Consider the following 19,050-nt stretch of genomic DNA (forward strand, 5'->3'; position numbering starts at 1 on the left):
TTACGCATTATCCTCTTCCACCGCAGCGTATAGCCGTTGCAGAATATCCGGAAAGGCCGATTGTACCCGGTTCCAGCTCGGTACAAACGGTTTGTTCTCGCCGGGGTTTTCAGTAAACGCCTGTCCGGCGTGGGAAATGACGTTCGAAAACAGTTCGACCGCCGACTCTTCGCTGTGACGATCGAAGGTGAGCCCGTTCATTTTTGCGTCGTGTTCAAAGGCGTCGATCATATCCAGTGCGGTGCGGTAATAGGTGGCGCGCAGCACGCGGAATGAATCCGCAGTCACGTTGACGCCTTGAATGGCCAATTTGCGATACAGCGCTTTGGTAATATCCGCTGCCATACGTTGCAGACCACCGTTCGGATCGTTTTCCGACACCGGCTGATGCTTATGGTCATAATTGTCGGCGATATCCACCTGACAAATACGGTTGGTCGCGGTATTGCGGTGTATTTCCGACAGTACGCCGATCTCCAGCCCCCAGTCGCTGGGAATACGCAGGTTATTGAGGATATGGCTACGCATGGCGAATTCGCCGGAAAGCGGGTAGCGGTAGCTGCGTAGATACTCGAGGAAATCAGAGTTGCCATACACTTTTTGCAATGATTTCAATAGCGGAAATACCAGCAAGCGACCGACCCGGCCATTCAGTTTGCCATTGGCGACGCGGGCATAATAGCCTTTGCAGAAGTCGTAGTGAAAATGGGGGTTGGCTACCGGATACAGCAGGCGAGCCAGCATCTGACGATCATAAGTGACGATGTCACAATCATGCAGCGCGACGCAGCTGCTGCGACGCGACGCCAGCGTATAGCCGACGCAGAACCAGACATTACGGCCTTTACCCGGTTCGCTGGGGGCCAGTCCTTCACTGCCCAGCTGTTTGGCAATGGCCTGCAAGCGCGGGCCATCGTTCCACAGAATTCGATGTCGTTGCGGCAGCCGCGAGAAGAACGCTTTGGCATGTTCGAACTGCTGGCGGTCGGCGCGATCCAATCCGATGACGATTTCCTCCAGATAGGGTACCTGCGCCAACGTGTTGATAATGTTGTCCAGCGCCGGTCCTTCCAGTTCCGAATACAGCGAAGGCAATATCAATCCCATGGTGTTGCGGCCGGAAAAGACTTGCAGCTCATACTCCAGCTCTGCCAAATCGCGCCGAGTGAGATTATGGAAATTGGTAATGATGCCATCCTGATAAAAGTCACTCATGTTCAATTCTCCCGTCTTCACTGCCCATCAGAAAATGATCCAGTCCTTCGCGCCAGCCTGCCGGCCCCGGTTGGCGCGTGCGGTATAGCTGACCGGGAAAATCCCCAGGCAGCGCCAGCGGCCCGGTTTGCTGCCCGCGGATCAGCACCGCGTAATCGGTCGCATGCAATAAGGAAATATCGTTTGGCCCATCGCCGAGACTGAGCGTGGTGAAAGGTTGGCACCGTTGCCATTGATAGTATTTGGTCAGCCAGCGAGCGGCATTGCCTTTGCTGACCTCGCGGCCCATCACGTGGTAAAAGCGACCGCCGCGCGTCAAGGTCAGATTGCGCAGGGCTAACAGCGTCTGGAACGTCTCCAGCTGCTGGTCGCTGCCAGACCAGCGGATAGGCTCGGAGCCGGCGCGCTGGCGCGCCAAATGTGCTTCGGACAACCTCAGTCCGGTCCACTCGGCCACGGTTGCGTCGTCGACGTCGGCAAAACCGCTGAAGGCAAAGCCGGTTTGTCGGCGCAGTTCAGCCAGTTCCGCCAGCAGGCTGGGGTACTCCGCGCCGAACAGTTGCGTGTCCTGTTGCCAGTCGGCAGGAAACACAATCTGCGCACCGTTTTCGGCAATGAACGGCAGTGCGCCCAAACCGAGTTGCTGTTGCAGTTGCAGCACCTCTGCCGCTGTTTTGCTGGTGGTGACGATCACCGGCACCTTGGCCTGCGCCAGTCGATCCAGCCACGGTTTTGCGGCATCCCAACGGTAGCTGTGATGATCCAGCAGCGATCCGTCCAGGTCGGTAAAAATAAGCAGGTCGGCAAGTGATTTACGCATTTCATCTCCATTCTATTGCGAGGCCGTCGCGAATAAATAGGCGGATTACTTTGTGATGACGTCAGGCAGGGGGCATAACAGCGGATAAACATAGCGCGAGAACGATGATGATGTTGTGCCTCCTTACCCAGATATTTGTGAATGACGTCACAATTAACCCTAACGGCTAATCATCAAATGCGCAAGTCAGCCGCCGTGGCGCTCTGTGGTTATACCGCCGGCAAATAACGTGATCGGTTACCCAATTATGCAACTGCGCGCCGTTATGGTGCATGTCGCTCCTCGCATTGTGCGATTGTTGTGCAATAGTTATCAGTTAATGGCAATTATGTTAACCATCGCTTCCAGCGCCGTGCGCCCGGTATGCCGTCTGGCGCGTTAATTCCTTGAGCTTTTTATTATTGGCACAGGCCATGCATGGTGTTTGGCACCGCCTGTTAGATAACTAACAGGAAGCCTGAAACTGACAACCAGACAACAGCGGGCGGACTCTGATGAAACATCCGGACGTTATGGCACAAATCGAAGCATCGTTTGCGCTGCAAACCCCGACCGGCAAGCGCATTGCCGGCTATTTGCTGGCGAATCTGGCGCAGATACCGTTTGAAACCGCTGACAGTATTGCGCGCAGCACTGCCACCAGCGGCATTTCGGTGGGGCGCTATTTACGCAGTCTGGGCTACCGCAATCTTGACGATTTGAAACGCACGCTACGCGAGCAGAGCAGCGCGCTACCTCAGCCGTGGGGGGTGACCGATCGGCTGGGCGCCTATCGCCAGCGCAGGGCGCTGCCCGAGCAGCAAAAGTTGCGCCAGGCGTTGACGCTGGAGCTGGAGGCGATCGAATACGTCTATCAACTGGCGGGCAGCGACGCTTTTGCCAGCGTCAGCCGCCAACTGGCGCTGGCGGAGGCGGTATTTGTTATTGGCATTCAATCGACACGCGGTATAGCCAACGCGTTCTATAGCCACCTGGAGTATCTGCGGCCGCGGGTGTATTACGCCGATGGCCAATCTGGTACCTACGTCGAGTCGCTGAACTCGGAGTTTTCTGCGCCATATCTGGTGCTGACCGATACCCGAGCCTATTCGACCATGGCGCAAAAATACTGCCAGGCGGCCAGCGCTCGGGGGCTGCGACTGGCACTTATTACCGACATTTACTGCCCGTGGGCACGAGATTATCCGGTGGATTTACTGCAGGTGAAAACCGACACCGGCCAGTTCTGGGATTCGCCGGCGCCGCTGGGCTGTCTGTTCAATCTGTTACTGTCGGCAGTGGTCGAGCTTGGTGGAACCGCCGTAGAACAACGTTTGGCGCAAAACCGCAGGCTACAGAAAGAATTGGGGCAATTCGAATCTTAATCGAAATGGAATATTTAAATGAGTGACAACGTAACTTTAATCGATCTGGCGCAGCAGTTTCCGAGCTTGGATATCGACCTCAAATACGCCAGCGCAGACAACCTGACCGGCAGACCGATTTATTGCCAGGCACGCTGCCTGCTGCACCCGGCAGCCGTGCCTGGCTTGGAACGCAGTATCAACGTTGCGCGTCTGGCAGGTTTTACCCTGCGGGTGCTGGATGCCTATCGACCGCAGCAGGCGCAGGCGCTGCTGTGGCAAGCATGCCCAGACTCGCGTTACGTCACCGATACCCACATCGGTTCGCACCACAGCCGTGGGGTGGCGCTGGACGTCACCTTGCTGGATCACGCCGGCCACGCGCTGGATATGGGCACCGCGTTTGACGAGATGAACCCGCGTTCCCATCCGTTTTATCCCGATCTGCCGCCACAGGTGCAGTGCAACCGACTGCTGCTGAATGCGGTGATGGCCGCCGGGGGATTTATCGGCATCGCCAGCGAATGGTGGCACTTTGAACTGCCTAACGCCATGGCTTTTCCGTTGCTCAGTGACCGCTTCGCCTGTTTTAGCGACTGACGGTTTACCCCATTAAAACAACGATAGACCACTTCATCAGGAGCGTTTTATGAACACCATCAACTACGCCGCTCTGGCAACCGGCATTATGCTGAGCCTGACGACGCTCGGTACGGTACAGGCGGCAGTGCCCAAAGACATGCTGGCGATCGGCAAGGCGGCGGATCCACAGACGCTCGACCCGGCGGTCACCATCGACAACAACGACTGGACGGTAACCTATCCGGCCTATCAACGGCTGGTGCAGTACAAAGCCGAAAACGGCAAAGGTTCGACAGAGGTCGAAGGGGAACTTGCAGCCAGTTGGAGCGCCTCGGACGATCGGCGTGAATGGACCTTCAAACTGAAACCTGGCAACCGTTTTGACGACGGCAGCGAAGTCACCGCCGACGCGGTGAAGTGGTCGTTTGAGCGGCTGCTGAAGATTGGGCAGGGGCCGTCAGAAGCTTTTCCCAAGGATATGCAGGTGACGGCAGTGGATCCGCTGACGGTCAAGTTCACGCTGAAAACGCCGTTCGCACCGTTCCTGTATACGCTGGCCAATGACGGTGCCGGCATCGTCAACCCGGCAATCGCCAAGGCCAACCCGGCAGACGAAGGCAAGGCGTGGTTGGCAAACCACACCGCCGGTTCCGGCGCCTATCGGCTCGAACGCTGGCAGAAAGGCCAGCAACTTATCCTGGTGCCGAACCCGCATTACGCCGGCCCAAAACCGGCCTTCAAACGGGTGGCAGTGAAAATCATCGGCGAGAGCGCAACCCGCCGCCTGCAGCTGACGCGCGGCGACCTGGACATTGCCGAGTCGCTGCCGATCGACCAGTTGGCGGCGTTGAAAAGTGAAAACAGGGTGACGGTAGCCGATTATCCTTCGCTGCGTGTGACTTATCTGTATCTGAATAATGGCAAGGCACCGCTCAATCAGGTGGATCTGCGACGGGCTATTTCCTACGCGGTGGATTATCAGGGCATGGTGAAGGGCATTCTTGGCGGCAACGGCAAGCAGATGCGTGGCCCGATCCCGGAAGGCATGTGGGGATATGACGCCAACGCGCAGCAATATTCGCTGGATGTCGACAAGGCTAAAACGCTGCTGAGTCATCTGCCGGAAAAACCGGCGTCGCTCAGTTTGCTGTACTCGGTCAATGACCCGAACTGGGAGGCGATCGCACTGTCGGTGCAGGCCAATCTGGCGGCGATTGGCTTAAACGTCAAACTGGAAAAACTGGCGAACGCCACCATGCGCGATCGCATTGGCCAGGGGAATTATGACATCGCCATCGGCAACTGGAGTCCGGATTTTGCCGACCCGTACATGTTTATGAATTACTGGTTCGAATCGGACAAGAAAGGGTTGCCGGGCAACCGCGCGTTCTACAGCAATCCACAGGTTGACGCGCTGTTGCGCAAGGCAGTGTCGGTAGCCGATCAGACCGTTCGTACCGGTGACTATCAGGCCGCGCAGAAAATCGTCATCGACCAGGCGGCGTACGTTTACCTGTTCCAAAAGAACTATCAGGTAGCGATTAACAAGCAGGTTCAGGGGTTCGTCTTCAATCCAATGCTGGAGCAGGTCTTCAACGTGGCCACCATGAGCAAGCAGTAATGCGCGTCGAGTGAATGGCAAGGCCGGGACCAACGGCCTTGCCTGTGAAAGCCGGAGGAGAATGAGCATGAACGTTTGGAGCCTTATCCGACAGCGCTGCTGGGGACTGGTGCTGGTGATGTTTGGCGTTTGCGTGATCACGTTTGTCATTTCGCACCTGATCCCCGGCGATCCGGCACGCTTGCTGGCCGGCGACCGCGCCAGCGACGAAATCGTGCAACACATACGTCAGCAACTGGGGCTGGATCGGCCGCTGTATATCCAGTTTGGCCGCTATCTGTGGGATTTACTGCACGGCGATCTGGGCAGTTCAATCCGTACCGGGCGACCGGTACTGGATGATTTACGGACCTTTTTCCCCGCCACGCTGGAATTGGCGTTCTGTGCTTTGCTGCTGGCAATAGTGGTTGGCATACCGCTTGGCGTGCTGTCGGCGGTGTATCGCAACAAGTGGCCGGATCATCTGGTGCGGCTGCTGTCGGTAACCGGGATTTCGACCCCGGCGTTCTGGCTGGGGTTAGGAGCGATCGTGGTGTTTTACGGCCAGCTTAACCTGCTACCCGGTGGCGGTCGACTGGATGACTGGCTGGAGCCACCGCGACATATCAGCGGTTTTTATCTGCTTGATTCACTGCTGACCGGCAATAGTGAGGTTTTCTGGAGCAGCCTGCAGCACCTGATCCTGCCGGCGGTCACACTGGCGTTCGTCCACCTTGGCGTGGTCGCACGGCAGATACGCTCGGCCATGCTGGAACAGTTGGGCGAAGACTATATCCGTACCGCGCGCGCCAATGGCTTGTCGCGTTGGCGGGTGATCCTGTGCCATGCGCTGCCCAACGCGCTAATCCCGTCGGTGACGGTACTGGGACTGGCGTTGGGGGATTTGCTGTACGGCGCGGTATTGACTGAAACGGTGTTCTCCTGGCCGGGCATGGGCGCCTACGTGGTCGATTCTATCCAGGCGCTGGACTTCCCGGCGGTGATGGGCTTTGCCGTGGTGGTGTCGTTCGCCTATGTGGTGGTGAATTTAATCGTCGATCTGCTGTATCTGTGGATCGACCCGAGAATGGGGCGCGAGGAATAATGACCATGACTCAATTTGGGCAGCCAGCGGCTGCCGACGCCACACCGCGCTTTGTCGGTCTGCGGCGAGGTTGGTATCGGGTGCGGCGCAGTCCGTTGACGCTGCTCGGGGCGGCGATCATGTTGACGGTAATGCTGCTGATGGTGTTTTCATCCTGGATGACGCCGTATGACCCGGATGCGGTCAACCTCACCGCACGACTGCTGCCGCCGTCGGGCCAGCATTGGTTCGGTACCGACGAGGTTGGCCGTGATTTATTCAGCCGCGTGCTGGTTGGCAGTCAGCAGTCGGTGGCGGCCGGGCTGGCAGTGGTGCTGCTGGCCGGTAGCACGGGTTCGCTGCTGGGCTGTTTTTCCGGCGTGATCGGTGGCCGCGTCGATGCCTTGATCATGCGTGGGATGGATATCATGCTGTCGGTGCCGTCGCTGGTGTTGACCATGGCGTTGGCGGCGGCGCTGGGGCCGAGCCTGTTCAACGCCATGCTGGCGATAGCGATAGTCAGGATCCCTTTCTACGTGCGGCTGGCGCGCGGCCAGACGCTGACCCTGCGCCACCAGGCCTACATGCAGGCAGCGCGCACCTTTGGCGCCTCGCGCTGGCATATGATCGGCTGGCATGTGCTGCGTAACGCATTGCCGCCGCTGGTGGTGCAGGCCTCACTGGATATCGGCACCGCGATCCTGATGGCCGCCACGCTGGGCTTTATTGGCCTCGGTGCGCAACAACCAACGGCAGAATGGGGCGCAATGGTCGCCAACGGCCGCAACTTCGTGCTTGACCAATGGTGGTATTGCGCCTTTCCCGGTACGGCGATCCTGATTACCGCCACCGGCTTCAATCTGTTCGGCGACGGTCTGCGCGATCTGCTGGATCCTAAATCTCGGGGGCGTTGATGAATGAAAGCACGGTGTTAACCATCGACCAACTGCAACTGGAGTTTCCGGTGTACGGCGGCAGCGTCAATGCATTGAACCGCGTGTCATTATCGGTCAATGCCGGCGAAATCGTTGGCGTAGTCGGCGAGTCAGGATCGGGAAAATCGGTAACGGCAATGATGATTATGCGACTGCTGGCGGATGAGAGTTACCGTGTCACTGGCGGCCGGCTCAACGTGCTTGGCACCGATGTGCTGAACGCCAGCGAGCGTGAAATGCGCCGGTTGCGCGGGGCGCGAGTCTCCATGATATTCCAGGAACCCATGAGCGCGCTGAACCCGACACGCACCATTGGCCGGCAAATGTGCGAAGTTATCCGTTTGCACCAACGCCTGTCGGCAGAGCAGGCTCGTCATAAGGCGCTGGCGTTGCTGGCTGACATGCAAATTGCCGATGCCGAACGGGTAATGGCGCGTTATCCGTTTGAACTTTCCGGCGGTATGCGTCAGCGGGTGCTAATCGCCATGGCATTCTCCTGCGAACCGCAACTGATTATCGCTGACGAACCGACCACCGCGCTGGATGTCACCGTGCAGCGCCAGGTATTGCGGCTATTACAGCAGAAAGCGCGCGCCAGCGGCACCGCAGTGTTGTTTATTACCCATGATATGGCGGTAGTTTCGCAACTGTGCGACCGGGTGTATGTGATGTACGCTGGTCATGTGATTGAAAGCGGCGCCACCGACGCGGTGATTAACCATCCCAGTCACCCTTATTCCATCGGCTTGCTGTTGGCGGCACCGGAGCGCGGTCAGCCCCGCAGCCTGTTGCAGGCGATCCCCGGCACGGTGCCGAACCTCAGCGCCTTACCGGCGGGCTGCGCCTTCAGCAACCGCTGTGCCTATGCCAGCGCGCAATGCCGCCAACCGCCACGTCTGGCACCGTTGCCCAACAGGCCGGGCCAGCAGGCGGCCTGCTGGCATCCGCAAAACGTCAATCTGGAGGTTGGTGATGAACGCTGAAGCCTTGTTGGAACTGCGCGATATACGCCTGCGTTTTCCGGCAGCATATAACTGGCGTGGTAAACCCACCGAATTCGTCCATGCGCTGAACGGCCTCGATCTGCAAATCGTGCGTGGAGAAACCTTGGGCATCGTCGGCGAGTCAGGCTGTGGCAAGAGCACCCTGGCACAGCTGCTGATGGGACTGCTGAAACCCAGCAGCGGCGAGCTGCGCCGCCAGCGGACCGGCGGCGCGTCGTTGGCAGGCGGCATGCAGATGGTCTTTCAGGATCCGCAGTCATCGCTCGATCCGCGACTACCGGTATGGCGCATCATTACCGAACCGGTGTATGTACAGCAACGCACCGGTGTTGCCCAGCGCCGGGCGTTGGCGGCAGATCTGGCGCAGCAGGTTGGCATTCGGCCGGAGTATCTCGACCGATTGCCGCATGAATTTTCCGGCGGCCAGCGTCAGCGTATTTCGATTGCTCGTGCACTATCGTCGCAGCCCGATGTGCTGGTGCTGGATGAGCCGACCTCCGCGCTGGATATTTCGGTACAGGCGCAAATCCTCAATCTGCTGGTCGAACTGCAACGTCGGCGCAATTTGACCTATGTACTGATCTCGCACAACGTGTCGGTAATACGGCATATGAGCGATCGGGTGGCAGTGATGTACCTGGGGCAAATTGTCGAACTGGGGACGGCCGAAACGGTATTGCAGCATCCACGGCATCCATACACCCGGCTATTGCTGGATTCGGTGCCGCGCGCCGGGCGTTCTCTGGCCGACAGCGCCATCGAAGATCGCAAAGGGGAATTGCCGGCTAATCGATGTCTGCCGTCGGGCTGTTATTTTCGCGAGCGTTGCCCGTTCGCCGGGGCCGGCTGCGAGCAGGCGCAGGAGCTGCGAATGCAACAGGCCGGCTCGGCGGTACGCTGCCATAAGGCGGTATAATCGGCTGATGGCACGGGGAGATGGTAGATTTTCGAATATGGCACCAGCGAGATTGAATGCCAAGCCAGGTGCTGCGGGCATCGGTAGAGCAACACCGCCGGGGAGGCTACGGTCAGCGGGCCGCATCTGGCGCCCGTCAGCGCTTTTCGGCCGTTGCCGGATGCGATAGCCTGCGGTTGATCCGATGCGCCGAAAATCCCCGCCCTTTAGGGGGGAGGATGTTCAAGGCATCGGATAATCGGTCGGCGTTTTGCTCATCACCTCAATGAAGACATCTTTGGTGACTGACCAAAAATGCGACATGCCTTCCATGGTGATGGTAATGCCCATCAGACCCATGACAAACCAGATGGCGGTAAACAGCCCCAGACTGCTGAACATGAACGCCATACCGTTGCGGCTGGCTTTACGACAAACAACGTTTAATTGACTGGCGAAAAACATCATTACGGCGCTCAGCAACTCCCAGCGCATCATGATGAAACCCGTAGCTATGGCACTCATCGAACTTATTCCTTTGCTGCAAAAGCCGCGTCCGGCCGTCTTGCTTCGCCATGGCGATAAGACAGGGCTGTGGCGGTAACCGAAGTGATTAATGTGATCTGCGTCACATTCTAGCATCGTATTTGTCTGTCGCTCAATGGCCGAACAGCAGCAAACCGCGTTGGTGGCAATATGCAAACATGCTGAAACATTTCTGCCACATCATTAGCAACCTTTTAATGGGGTCAATCGATCAATAACGTTATCCTCGGTCGCTTTTCAATCCCTTGTTTTTACTCGGGGAACCGGAAGTCAGACAGGTAACGATCCACGCATGGCCCTATTAAAAGAAAAAATTCGCGACCATTCCGCCGAGGAAATGCTGTTCATTCGCCGCGCTGCGGTGGCGCTACTGTTGGTAGTGACCTGTTTCGGCGTGCTGATCTTCAATCTGTACCGTTTGCAGGTGAAACAGCATGACTTTTACCAGACGCGTTCAAACCAGAACGACATCAAAACGCTGCCGATCGCGCCAAGCCGCGGGTTGATTTTCGACCGCAACGGTATCCCGTTGGTGCGCAACGTTACTCTGTACCAGATTCAGGTGGTACCGAGCAAAATCGCCAATATGACAGCGTTGCTCCAGTCGCTGACGCCAATCGTCGATCTGACGCCGAAAGATATCGAGGCCTTTCGCGATGAGATGCGCCACAACAGCCGCTACAAACCGGTGACGCTGAAGACTGAACTCACCGATAGCGAAGTGGCGCGTTTCGCGGTAAACCAATACCGTTTTAACGGCGTCAGCGTCGAAAGTTATCAGCAGCGGCAATATCCATACGGCGCGCAGCTGGCGCACGTGGTTGGTTATGTATCGAAAATCAACGACCGCGATGTGAAACGGCTGGAAAAAGCCGGCGAAGCCGAAAACTACGCCGCCGATCACAACATCGGCAAACAGGGTATCGAGGGCTTCTATGAGACGCAGCTGCACGGTACTACCGGCTATCAGGAAGTAGAGGTGGATAATCACGGGCGCATTATACGACTGTTGAAGGAACAGCCACCGCAGGCCGGCAAAAATATCTACCTGACGCTCGATCTGCACCTGCAGCAATACATCGAATCATTGCTGAAAGGCCAGCGGGCGGCAGTGGTGGTGGAAGATCCGCGCGACGGCGGCATATTGGCGATGGTATCCAGCCCAAGCTACGATCCCAACCCGTTCGTCAAAGGCATCAGTTATCCAGCTTATAAATCGCTGTTGGGGAACCCGGACCTGCCGCTGATCAACCGGGTTACGCAAGGGCTGTACCCGCCGGCCTCCACGGTGAAACCATATATGGCACTGTCTGCGCTGTTCAGTGGCGTTATCACGCCGTCCACCACCTATTTCGGTGCGCCGACCTGGACGTTGCCGGGTACCAAGCGCCGTTACCGCGACTGGCTGAAAAGCGGCCACGGTATGCTAAACGTCACCAAAGCGATTGAGGAGTCTGCCGATACCTTCTTTTATCAGGTCGCCTACGATCTGGGTATTGACCGTATTCATTTTTGGCTCAGCCAATTCGGCTACGGCAAATCCACCGGTATCGATCTCAACGAGGAATACGGCGGACTGTTGCCCAGCCGCGCCTGGAAGCAACGGGTGCATAAAAAAGTCTGGTATCAGGGTGACACCATTTCGGTGGGGATTGGGCAGGGCTACTGGGTGGCGACGCCAATCCAGATGGTCAAGGCGCTGACCACGCTACTCAATAACGGCAAAGTCAAAAAACCGCACCTGCTGTATGCCATGCGACGCGGCAATCGGGTAAGTCGTTATCAGCCAGAGGCGCATGCAGCGCAGGTCGGTGATGCCAATTCGCCGTACTGGGGTATCGTGCGCAACGGCATGTACGGCATGGCGAACTTGCCTAACGGTACCGGCTATAAGCTGTTTCATACCGCGCCGTATCAGATTGCGGCCAAGTCCGGTACCTCGCAGGTGTTTGGCCTGAAGGAAAACCAGACCTATAACGCCAAGATGATCCCCGTGCGGCTGCGCGACCATATTTTCTATACGCTGTTTGCCCCCTACAAAAATCCACGAGTCGCCATGGCGCTGATCCTGGAAAACGGCGGCGGCGATGGTGTGGTGGCCGGGCCGACGGCGCGCGCAATCCTTGACCATATTTTTGACCCGGCCAATGCGCCGCCGGCCGGCGAGCCGGAAAAGGCCAGAGTACCGTTAAGCGACAGTGTCGATGTGCAACAATAAACGCGTTTGCTGGTACTTTCTTACAAACTGACATTATTCGCCAGATTTTGTACGCTTAGACTGCATCGACAAATAATCCCAATAAAAACGCAGGGTTAACAGTGGCAGCATCAACCAAAAAACGGAGCAAGACCTATTCTTCAGCGCGCTTTGGCTGGATTTGCGCGGGTATTCTGGTGTGTTTATTCCTGCTGATGTTTCGGGTGGGCTATCTGCAATTGATGGAGCACCAGCAGTTGACCAATCAGGCCGACCAGCGCTCGGTACGCACGCAGGTGATCCCGACCAATCGCGCCATGATTACCGACCGTAATAATGAAGCGCTGGCGGTTAGCGTATCGTCGAAGGACATTGTGCTGGATCCGAAGCACATCATTGACAGCCAGACCAATACCGACGATGCGCGCTGGCAGAGTATGGCTAACGTGTTGAAAATGCCGCTGGCCGACATCCAGGCGCTGATCCGCCACAACGCACGCAAGCGCTTTGTCTACCTGGCTCGCAAGGTAGAGGACGAAAATGCCGCCTACATCCAAAAGCTCCATCTGACCGGCGTCAGCAGCGAACAGGACTTTAGCCGTTTTTATCCGATGGGGCAGGATGCGGCGGGGCTGATCGGCATCGTTGGCCAGGACAACCAGGGGTTGGAAGGGATTGAACTGGGATTCAACCACTTGCTGCAAGGCAAAAACGGCCTGCGGGTCTATCAGAAAGACGGCAGCGGGGCGGTGATCAACGTGCTGAAAACCGTCGATCCGGTGCCACCGCCGAACGTAACGCTGAGTATCGACAAGTTTATTCAATACGTACTGTTTGCCCAGATCCGTGATGGGGTAATCGCCAACCAGGCCGATTCCGGCTGTGCGGTACTGGTCAAGGTCAACACCGGTGAAGTGCTCGGCATGGCCAGTTATCCGACCTTCAACCCTAACAACTATGCCAATACGCCAGCAAAAGATATTCGCAATGTCTGCAGCAGCGACAGCTTTGAACCGGGGTCGACCGTGAAGCCGGTGGTGGTGATGGTAGGGCTCAATCGCCATCTGATTCAGCCGGATACCGTGCTGGACACCACGCCGTATCGGGTTAATGGCCACCTGATCCGCGACGTCGGCCATTGGTCAAAACTGACCATTACCGGCGTACTGCAAAAATCCAGCGATATCGCGGTGTCACACATTGCATTGGCGATGCCGGCCACGGTGCTGCCAGCGGTGTACCAAAGCTTTGGCCTGGGGAAACCGACCGAACTGGGCATCGGCAATGAAAGCAGTGGCTATCTGCCGCTGCACCGCACCCGCTGGGCCGATATTGAACGTGCAACATTTTCCTTTGGTTACGGGCTGCGTGTGACACCGCTGCAAATGGCGCGCGAATATGCGGCGATTGGCGCATTTGGCGTGTATCGTCCGCTGTCGATCACCAAGATCACACCGCCAGTGGTGGGGCAGCGCGTGATGCCGGAATCGGTAGTCAGATCGGTCGTGCACATGATGGAGAGTGACGCTTTGCCGGGCGGCAGCGGCGTCAGCGCCGCGGTACCGGGTTATCGTCTGGCGATTAAAACCGGCACTGCCGAAAAGATGGGTGACAACGGCAAATACGACGGCGGCTACATCAACTATACCGCCGGTGTGGCGCCGGCCAGCGATCCTCAGGTAGCGCTGGTGGTGATGGTTAACAACCCGAAGGCCGGCAAGCACTTCGGTGGCTCGGTTGCCGGCCCGGTGTTCGGCAAGATTATGGCTCAGGTGCTTGAACACATGAACATTCTGCCTGACGCCCAGCCGCTGAATGTGGTCTCGCACATCAAAGGATAGCAACGTTGAGGCCGGCAAACTGCGGTTACCGGCCTCAACATGGCAGCCCATGTCGTGACGGCCGGCAAATAACAGCGATCGGCAGGGGAATTTCAACCATTGCCGCCGAATAATTAACTTCAATAAGAATAAGCTGAGAAGAGGGTATTTATCAGGTTGTAAGCAGCAGAATGAACAGGCGAGGAATATTTATCCTCGCGTCGACTATTCTGGTACAAATAATAGCCGACACGAGGTGATTAATTAACGCCAATGGCGTATCGGTTTGGAGATTAACGGCTGGTCTGGTGACCAATGATGCCGCCCAGCGCGGCGCCACCCAGTGTACCCAGCGTGCTGCCGTCGGTGAGTACCGCACCGCCCAGTGCGCCGATACCGGCACCGACCGCGGTATTACGATCGCGATGAGACATATTGCCACACGCGGTTACGGACAGCGTTGACAGAATTAATACAGCTACGCCAGCGGTACGTTTAATGTTCATATTATTTCCTGGTTAAAGTGATGCACTGATAAACAAACTGCATCAGATTATTACTATGGTAAAAGTTGAGATGAATGTATTCCGCTGCATAGAAATAAAATAGGGAAATATTCTTAATTTTTTTGCTTTCGTTGTCTGCTGGCTGCAAGTCGGCAAAAATTGCCAGCTATCGCACGAAAAGCTAACGCAAAGCGGGCAGTTGATTGACTTTCCCTCAGCCGCTATTCACTATGTGGTCTACTCTGTCACATATATGTCATTCTTATCTGGTCATAAGAACAACTTTTAGCAGGTGCTGGCGTGTCAACTTCAACCCGTTTTGCCGTTGCGATCCACATACTTACCAATATTACGCTGTTTCGCGGCCTGGCGGTGCGTTCGGAAGATATTGCCCGCAGCGTGAATACCAATCCGACGGTAGTACGGCGTATTCTCGGTGCGCTGGCAGACGCCGGTTTGACACATTCGCAAATGGGGCAAGGCGGTGGGGCGCTGCTGGCCAAACCGGCCAGTGAGATCACCTTGCGCGACATTTATCATGCGGTAGAAGATCAACCCTATTTCCCGTTGCATCGCTCAAAACCCAACGACGAATGCTACATTGGCCATGCCATCATCCCGGTGCTCGAAGCGGAGTTCGCCCGCATCAGCCGGCAAATGGAGGCCTCGCTGGCGCAAACTTCGCTGGCGGATATCGTCGGCAAGGTCGAAGCCTGCGCAGGTTATCCGTTCGTACCGTGCGAATGCATCAATCAGCCTGATACCCACCACTAAACTTTTCTCGTCGCTACAGGTCAGAGAGCACTTTTTTGCATTGTTTTAATGTAACTGTGTAAGTTACATTGATCCACGTCAAAAGTGTGACCACTTTCGTCACAGAAAGACCTTCCCTTATTTAGCTCTAAAAGACCTCAGGGAAATCCTTCTCTGCGGGAGAGGTTTTTTGGTACATGACCAGGAGACGACGATGATTGAGATGTTAGAAAGCCTGGCGATGGTAGTTATTCTGGTGCCGGTGATGGTAGCGGTGTTGCTGGGCGCGATTTATGGCCTGGGTGAGCTGTTTAACCTGATCTCACATGCCGGCAAGAAAAAGCAAGATCGCGCCCCAGCCGTTGCGGCACAAGCCAAACCTATGGCCGCGCCGCAGGCCAAGCCGATCGATCTGGCTACCAACGCCGAAGCATAACCGGCAACGCGGTAATATCAACGCCGCTACGTCACATACGATTCTAAAAGGGCTGAACCGAGGTTCAGCCCTTTTTTATTGCCTCATCTGCGCTGGCACACTCTGACCAAAACCTGATTACGCGGTACAAGGCGCTGTGCGGCGCTGGGGCCGCATAACTGGCGTTAACGACTTGATTCTTCATGGGGCAGCATTTGCTGCGGTGCGCGGTGATAGTTTTTATCCGTTACTATTTTCATCAGCGTCTAAAATTGTAGGGGGCGTTGGCGCCGTGCCGACGCCATAACCCGATCGTCGTTGACGATCGAGGAGCCAGTCAATGAACTACGTAGACGGTTTTGTGGTGGCGGTACCTGCGGCTAACCAGGAGGCCTATCGCCAGATGGCAGCGGAAGCAGCACCCCTGTTTAAAGAGTTTGGCGCGTTGCGGGTGGTAGAGTGCTGGGGTGATGACGTGCCGGAAGGTGAAGTCACCGATTTTCGCGGCGCGGTAAAGGCCACGTCAGATGAGGTGGTGGTATTTAGCTGGATAGAATACCCGTCAAAGGAGGTGCGCGACGCTGCCAACCAGAAAATGATGTCCGATCCTCGCATGCAGGCCTTTGCCGACCGCATGCCGTTTGATGGTCAGCGTATGATTTTTGGCGGTTTCACCACGCTGTTGGATGAATAGCAGGGGGGAACATGAGCAAAATCACGCAACAATTGTGGTTTGAAAAAGACATGGAAGCTGCGCTGCACCGTTATACCACGCTGATCCCCGGTTCGGCGGTGCAATGGCGCACCACCTTGCCGGCGGATTCGCCTTCCGGCCCGGCAGGACGTGTGACGATTGCCGGTTTCACCCTGGGCGACCAGCGTTATCTGGCATTCGAAGCCGGCAAGCTGGACAGCTTCAACCACAGTTTTTCCATTAGCGTCGAGTGTACCGACCAGGCAGAGATCGACCGGTTGTGGCATGGGTTGGGCGACGACGGGGTGTTTGAGCAATGCGGCTGGTTGCGCGATCGCTGGGGGCTGAGCTGGCAAATCGTGCCCAAATGCCTTGGCGAATGGGTCTACGGAGCAGACCGCGAAAAAGCCAGACGGGTGGCTGAAGCGATGCTTGGCATGGTTAAACTGGACATCGCCGGGCTGGAAGCCGCCGCGCGTGGCGAATAACCACCGCGGGCAGTCCGCTTGCGCCACGGCGTGCTTTACGCCATGCTGATTTCCCGTGTAATGCAAGCAGGAAGCCCCGATGAAACAGTCCGAGATCAATGCGCTGATTGCCGAGTATCCGCTGGTTGCCCAACTGATGGCATTAGAGCCGGTCAGCTGGTTTAACCCACGTTCAACCACGCTGGCCGCAGGGTTACCGTTTGTTGGCCTCGGCGCGGAGGACGTTGCGCAGGCTTCCCGGCGATTGGCGCGTTTCGCACCCTATATCAGCCGGGCGTTTCCACAGACCCGCGCGGACGGCGGTATCATTGAATCGCCATTGACTGCCATTAGCGCCATGCAGCAGGCGCTGAACGCGCACTACGGGCTGACCTTGCCCGGTCGATTGTTATTGAAGCAAGACAGCCACCTGCCAATTTCCGGCTCTATCAAGGCGCGCGGCGGCATTTATGAAGTGTTGACCCATGCGGAAATGCTGGCCGTCGGTGCCGGTCTGCTAAAACCGGATGACGACTATGCCAGGCTGTTTTCCGACGATTTCCGCCATTTCTTCAGCCAATATCGTATAGCCGTTGGCTCTACCGGCAATCTGGGGCTGTCGATCGGCATTATCAGCGCCAAACTGGGCTTTGGCGTTACCGTACATATGTCGGCCGACGCCCGCGCCTGGAAGAAGCAAAAACTGCGCGAACATGGCGTCGAGGTGATCGAGTATGCGCAGGACTATGGCGTGGCGGTGGAACAGGGGCGCCGGCAGGCGGCCAACGATCCGCACTGTTTCTTTATTGACGACGAAAATTCGCAAACCCTGTTTCTCGGCTACGCGGTAGCCGGCGAACGGCTGAAACACCAGTTTATGCAGCAGGGAATTACGGTGGATCAACAACATCCGCTGTTCGTTTACCTGCCGTGCGGCGTCGGCGGTGGGCCTGGCGGGGTGGCATTTGGTTTGAAACTGGCGTTCGGCGATTACGTGCACTGCTTCTTTGCCGAGCCGACCCATTCTCCCTGCATGTTATTGGGCATCTATACCGGGCTGCACGACGGCATCGCGGTGCAGGATCTGGGGATCGACAACGTTACGGCCGCCGATGGACTGGCGGTCGGCCGCGCTTCCGGGTTTGTCGGCCGCGCCATGGAGCGCCTGCTGGACGGTTGTTATACCCTGAGCGATAGCGAAATGTACCGCCTGCTGGGGGAATTGGATCGGCAACAGCAGATCCGCCTGGAACCATCGGCGTTGGCGGGGATGCCGGGGCCGTGGCGGGTAGCGGCCGAACACCAGTGGCTGGCGCAGCGCGGTCTGGATGCTGCCAGGATGAGTCAGGCAACTCACGTGGTCTGGGCGACCGGTGGCGGCATGGTGCCAGATAGCGAAATGGCCACCTATCTGGCGCAGGCGGCCAGGCAGCTGGAATGACGAAAAGTGCCATTTAGCCCCCCAGGGCTGGACAGACGCGATCAACTGATGAAAATACTCACAGACACCAGACCTAAGGAAAATCATGAATACGCTTGATGCCATTGCCCAACGCCGGGCGACCAAACAGTTTGATAGCCAACACCAGATGACGCTGGCAGAGAAAAAAGCGCTGTTGAACATTGCACTGCAAAATGCGCCTAGCGCGTTCAATCTGCAGCATTGGCGGCCGCTGCTGGTTGAAGATGCGGCGCAGCGCGCAGCGATCCGCGAAGTTGCCTGGAACCAGGCCCAGGTTACCGATGCGTCGATGCTGGTGGTGCTGTGCGGTGATTTATCCAGTTGGCAATCACAGGTAAAAACCATTTGGGGTGGGGCGGCCGAGCCGGTGCAACAGTTTATGTATCCGGCCATCGACCAGTATTATCGCGACAAACCGCAGGTGCAGCGTGATGAAATCATGCGCAGCAGCGGTATTTTTGCCCAGACGCTGATGCTGGCAGCCAAGGCGCAGGGTTATGACTCCTGCCCGATGGACGGTTTTGATTTTGAGGCGGTCGGCGCGCTGATCAACAAACCGGATCACTACCAGATCGCGCTGATGATAGCGATCGGCAAAGGCGTCAGCGAACCGTACCCGCGCATCGGCAAACTGCCTCTCGATCAACTGGTTGGCATCGATCGTTTCTGATCGCCTATCTCAACGGTATCGGGCAATTTGCCCGATACCGCT

General features: G+C 57.0%; 18 protein-coding genes and 1 pseudogene. 15 read left to right on the plus strand and 4 right to left on the minus strand.

Annotated features, from left to right (window positions below; translation table 11 throughout):
* Both NYE85_RS15800 and NYE85_RS15805 read right to left on the minus strand, forming a co-directional pair.
* Positions 1 to 1,215 (minus strand): glycosyl transferase, encoded by a 1,215-nt coding sequence (locus tag NYE85_RS15800; RefSeq protein WP_259005680.1) that lies wholly within the window; start codon positions 1,213 to 1,215, stop codon positions 1 to 3.
* The gene (locus NYE85_RS15805) at positions 1,208 to 2,035 is read right to left on the minus strand and encodes a mannosyl-3-phosphoglycerate phosphatase-related protein (protein ID WP_259005681.1); all 828 of its coding nucleotides are present in this window, start codon (positions 2,033 to 2,035) and stop codon (positions 1,208 to 1,210) included. Before NYE85_RS15805 ends, NYE85_RS15800 begins: the two co-directional genes overlap by 8 nt.
* A gap of 491 nt (positions 2,036 to 2,526) precedes the next feature.
* Here NYE85_RS15805 and NYE85_RS15810 point away from each other — a divergent pair, with 491 nt between their 5' ends.
* The 7 genes from NYE85_RS15810 (at position 2,527) to NYE85_RS15840 (ending at position 9,499) form a co-directional block, all read left to right on the plus strand.
* Positions 2,527 to 3,399 (plus strand): MurR/RpiR family transcriptional regulator, encoded by an 873-nt coding sequence (locus tag NYE85_RS15810; RefSeq protein WP_259006346.1) that lies wholly within the window; start codon positions 2,527 to 2,529, stop codon positions 3,397 to 3,399.
* A gap of 18 nt (positions 3,400 to 3,417) precedes the next feature.
* Entirely contained in the window at positions 3,418 to 3,978 is a 561-nt protein-coding gene (gene ddpX, locus NYE85_RS15815) for a D-alanyl-D-alanine dipeptidase (RefSeq protein ID WP_259005682.1), read from the plus strand.
* 49 nt (positions 3,979 to 4,027) lie between these two features.
* A complete protein-coding gene (locus tag NYE85_RS15820; protein WP_405050677.1) occupies positions 4,028 to 5,581 on the plus strand; it encodes an ABC transporter substrate-binding protein in 1,554 nt (517 codons plus the stop codon).
* A gap of 67 nt (positions 5,582 to 5,648) precedes the next feature.
* Complete coding sequence (locus tag NYE85_RS15825; RefSeq protein ID WP_259005683.1) at positions 5,649 to 6,665, plus strand: ABC transporter permease; 1,017 nt, start codon at positions 5,649 to 5,651, stop codon at positions 6,663 to 6,665.
* Positions 6,665 to 7,558, plus strand: a complete 894-nt coding sequence (gene ddpC / locus NYE85_RS15830) for a D,D-dipeptide ABC transporter permease (protein WP_259005684.1) — start codon at positions 6,665 to 6,667, stop codon at positions 7,556 to 7,558. Before NYE85_RS15825 ends, ddpC begins: the two co-directional genes overlap by 1 nt.
* Positions 7,558 to 8,562, plus strand: a complete 1,005-nt coding sequence (locus tag NYE85_RS15835; RefSeq protein WP_259005685.1) for an ABC transporter ATP-binding protein — start codon at positions 7,558 to 7,560, stop codon at positions 8,560 to 8,562. The genes ddpC and NYE85_RS15835 overlap by 1 nt, the downstream gene beginning before the upstream one ends.
* Positions 8,552 to 9,499 (plus strand): ABC transporter ATP-binding protein, encoded by a 948-nt coding sequence (locus tag NYE85_RS15840; protein WP_259005686.1) that lies wholly within the window; start codon positions 8,552 to 8,554, stop codon positions 9,497 to 9,499. Before NYE85_RS15835 ends, NYE85_RS15840 begins: the two co-directional genes overlap by 11 nt.
* Before the next feature lie 222 nt (positions 9,500 to 9,721).
* Here NYE85_RS15840 and NYE85_RS15845 read toward each other — a convergent pair whose 3' ends face one another.
* Positions 9,722 to 10,003 carry a YjcB family protein gene (locus NYE85_RS15845; RefSeq protein WP_259005687.1) on the minus strand — a complete coding sequence of 94 codons (282 nt, stop codon included), beginning with the start codon at positions 10,001 to 10,003 and terminating at the stop codon, positions 9,722 to 9,724.
* 313 nt (positions 10,004 to 10,316) lie between these two features.
* Here NYE85_RS15845 and mrdA point away from each other — a divergent pair, with 313 nt between their 5' ends.
* Positions 10,317 to 12,242 (plus strand): penicillin-binding protein 2, encoded by a 1,926-nt coding sequence (gene mrdA, locus NYE85_RS15850; RefSeq protein WP_259005688.1) that lies wholly within the window; start codon positions 10,317 to 10,319, stop codon positions 12,240 to 12,242.
* Between the two features lie 101 nt (positions 12,243 to 12,343).
* A complete protein-coding gene (locus NYE85_RS15855) occupies positions 12,344 to 14,062 on the plus strand; it encodes a penicillin-binding transpeptidase domain-containing protein (RefSeq protein ID WP_405050678.1) in 1,719 nt (572 codons plus the stop codon).
* 272 nt (positions 14,063 to 14,334) lie between these two features.
* On the opposite strand, the gene osmB is transcribed toward NYE85_RS15855, so the two are convergent.
* On the minus strand, positions 14,335 to 14,547 hold the full coding sequence (gene osmB / locus NYE85_RS15860; RefSeq protein WP_259005689.1) for an osmotically-inducible lipoprotein OsmB: 213 nt from the start codon (positions 14,545 to 14,547) through the stop codon (positions 14,335 to 14,337).
* 300 nt (positions 14,548 to 14,847) lie between these two features.
* Between osmB and NYE85_RS15865 the strand changes: the two genes are divergently transcribed.
* The 6 genes and pseudogenes from NYE85_RS15865 (at position 14,848) to NYE85_RS15890 (ending at position 19,008) form a co-directional block, all read left to right on the plus strand.
* Complete coding sequence (locus tag NYE85_RS15865; RefSeq protein ID WP_259005690.1) at positions 14,848 to 15,321, plus strand: Rrf2 family transcriptional regulator; 474 nt, start codon at positions 14,848 to 14,850, stop codon at positions 15,319 to 15,321.
* Between the two features lie 193 nt (positions 15,322 to 15,514).
* A pseudogene (locus NYE85_RS15870) lies at positions 15,515 to 15,643 on the plus strand (AcrZ family multidrug efflux pump-associated protein); the annotation flags it as partial.
* 412 nt (positions 15,644 to 16,055) lie between these two features.
* Positions 16,056 to 16,409, plus strand: coding sequence for a DUF1428 domain-containing protein (locus NYE85_RS15875; RefSeq protein WP_259005691.1), 354 nt, complete (start codon positions 16,056 to 16,058; stop codon positions 16,407 to 16,409).
* Between the two features lie 11 nt (positions 16,410 to 16,420).
* Entirely contained in the window at positions 16,421 to 16,897 is a 477-nt protein-coding gene (locus tag NYE85_RS15880) for a VOC family protein (RefSeq protein ID WP_259005692.1), read from the plus strand.
* A 79-nt stretch (positions 16,898 to 16,976) separates the two neighbouring features.
* Positions 16,977 to 18,317, plus strand: a complete 1,341-nt coding sequence (locus NYE85_RS15885) for a D-serine ammonia-lyase (protein ID WP_259005693.1) — start codon at positions 16,977 to 16,979, stop codon at positions 18,315 to 18,317.
* An 85-nt stretch (positions 18,318 to 18,402) separates the two neighbouring features.
* Positions 18,403 to 19,008, plus strand: a complete 606-nt coding sequence (locus NYE85_RS15890; RefSeq protein WP_259005694.1) for a nitroreductase family protein — start codon at positions 18,403 to 18,405, stop codon at positions 19,006 to 19,008.
* Positions 19,009 to 19,050: the final 42 nt, after the last annotated feature.

The sequence above is a fragment of the Serratia sp. AKBS12 genome, assembly GCF_024793895.1.
Taxonomy (GTDB): domain Bacteria; phylum Pseudomonadota; class Gammaproteobacteria; order Enterobacterales; family Enterobacteriaceae; genus Serratia_F.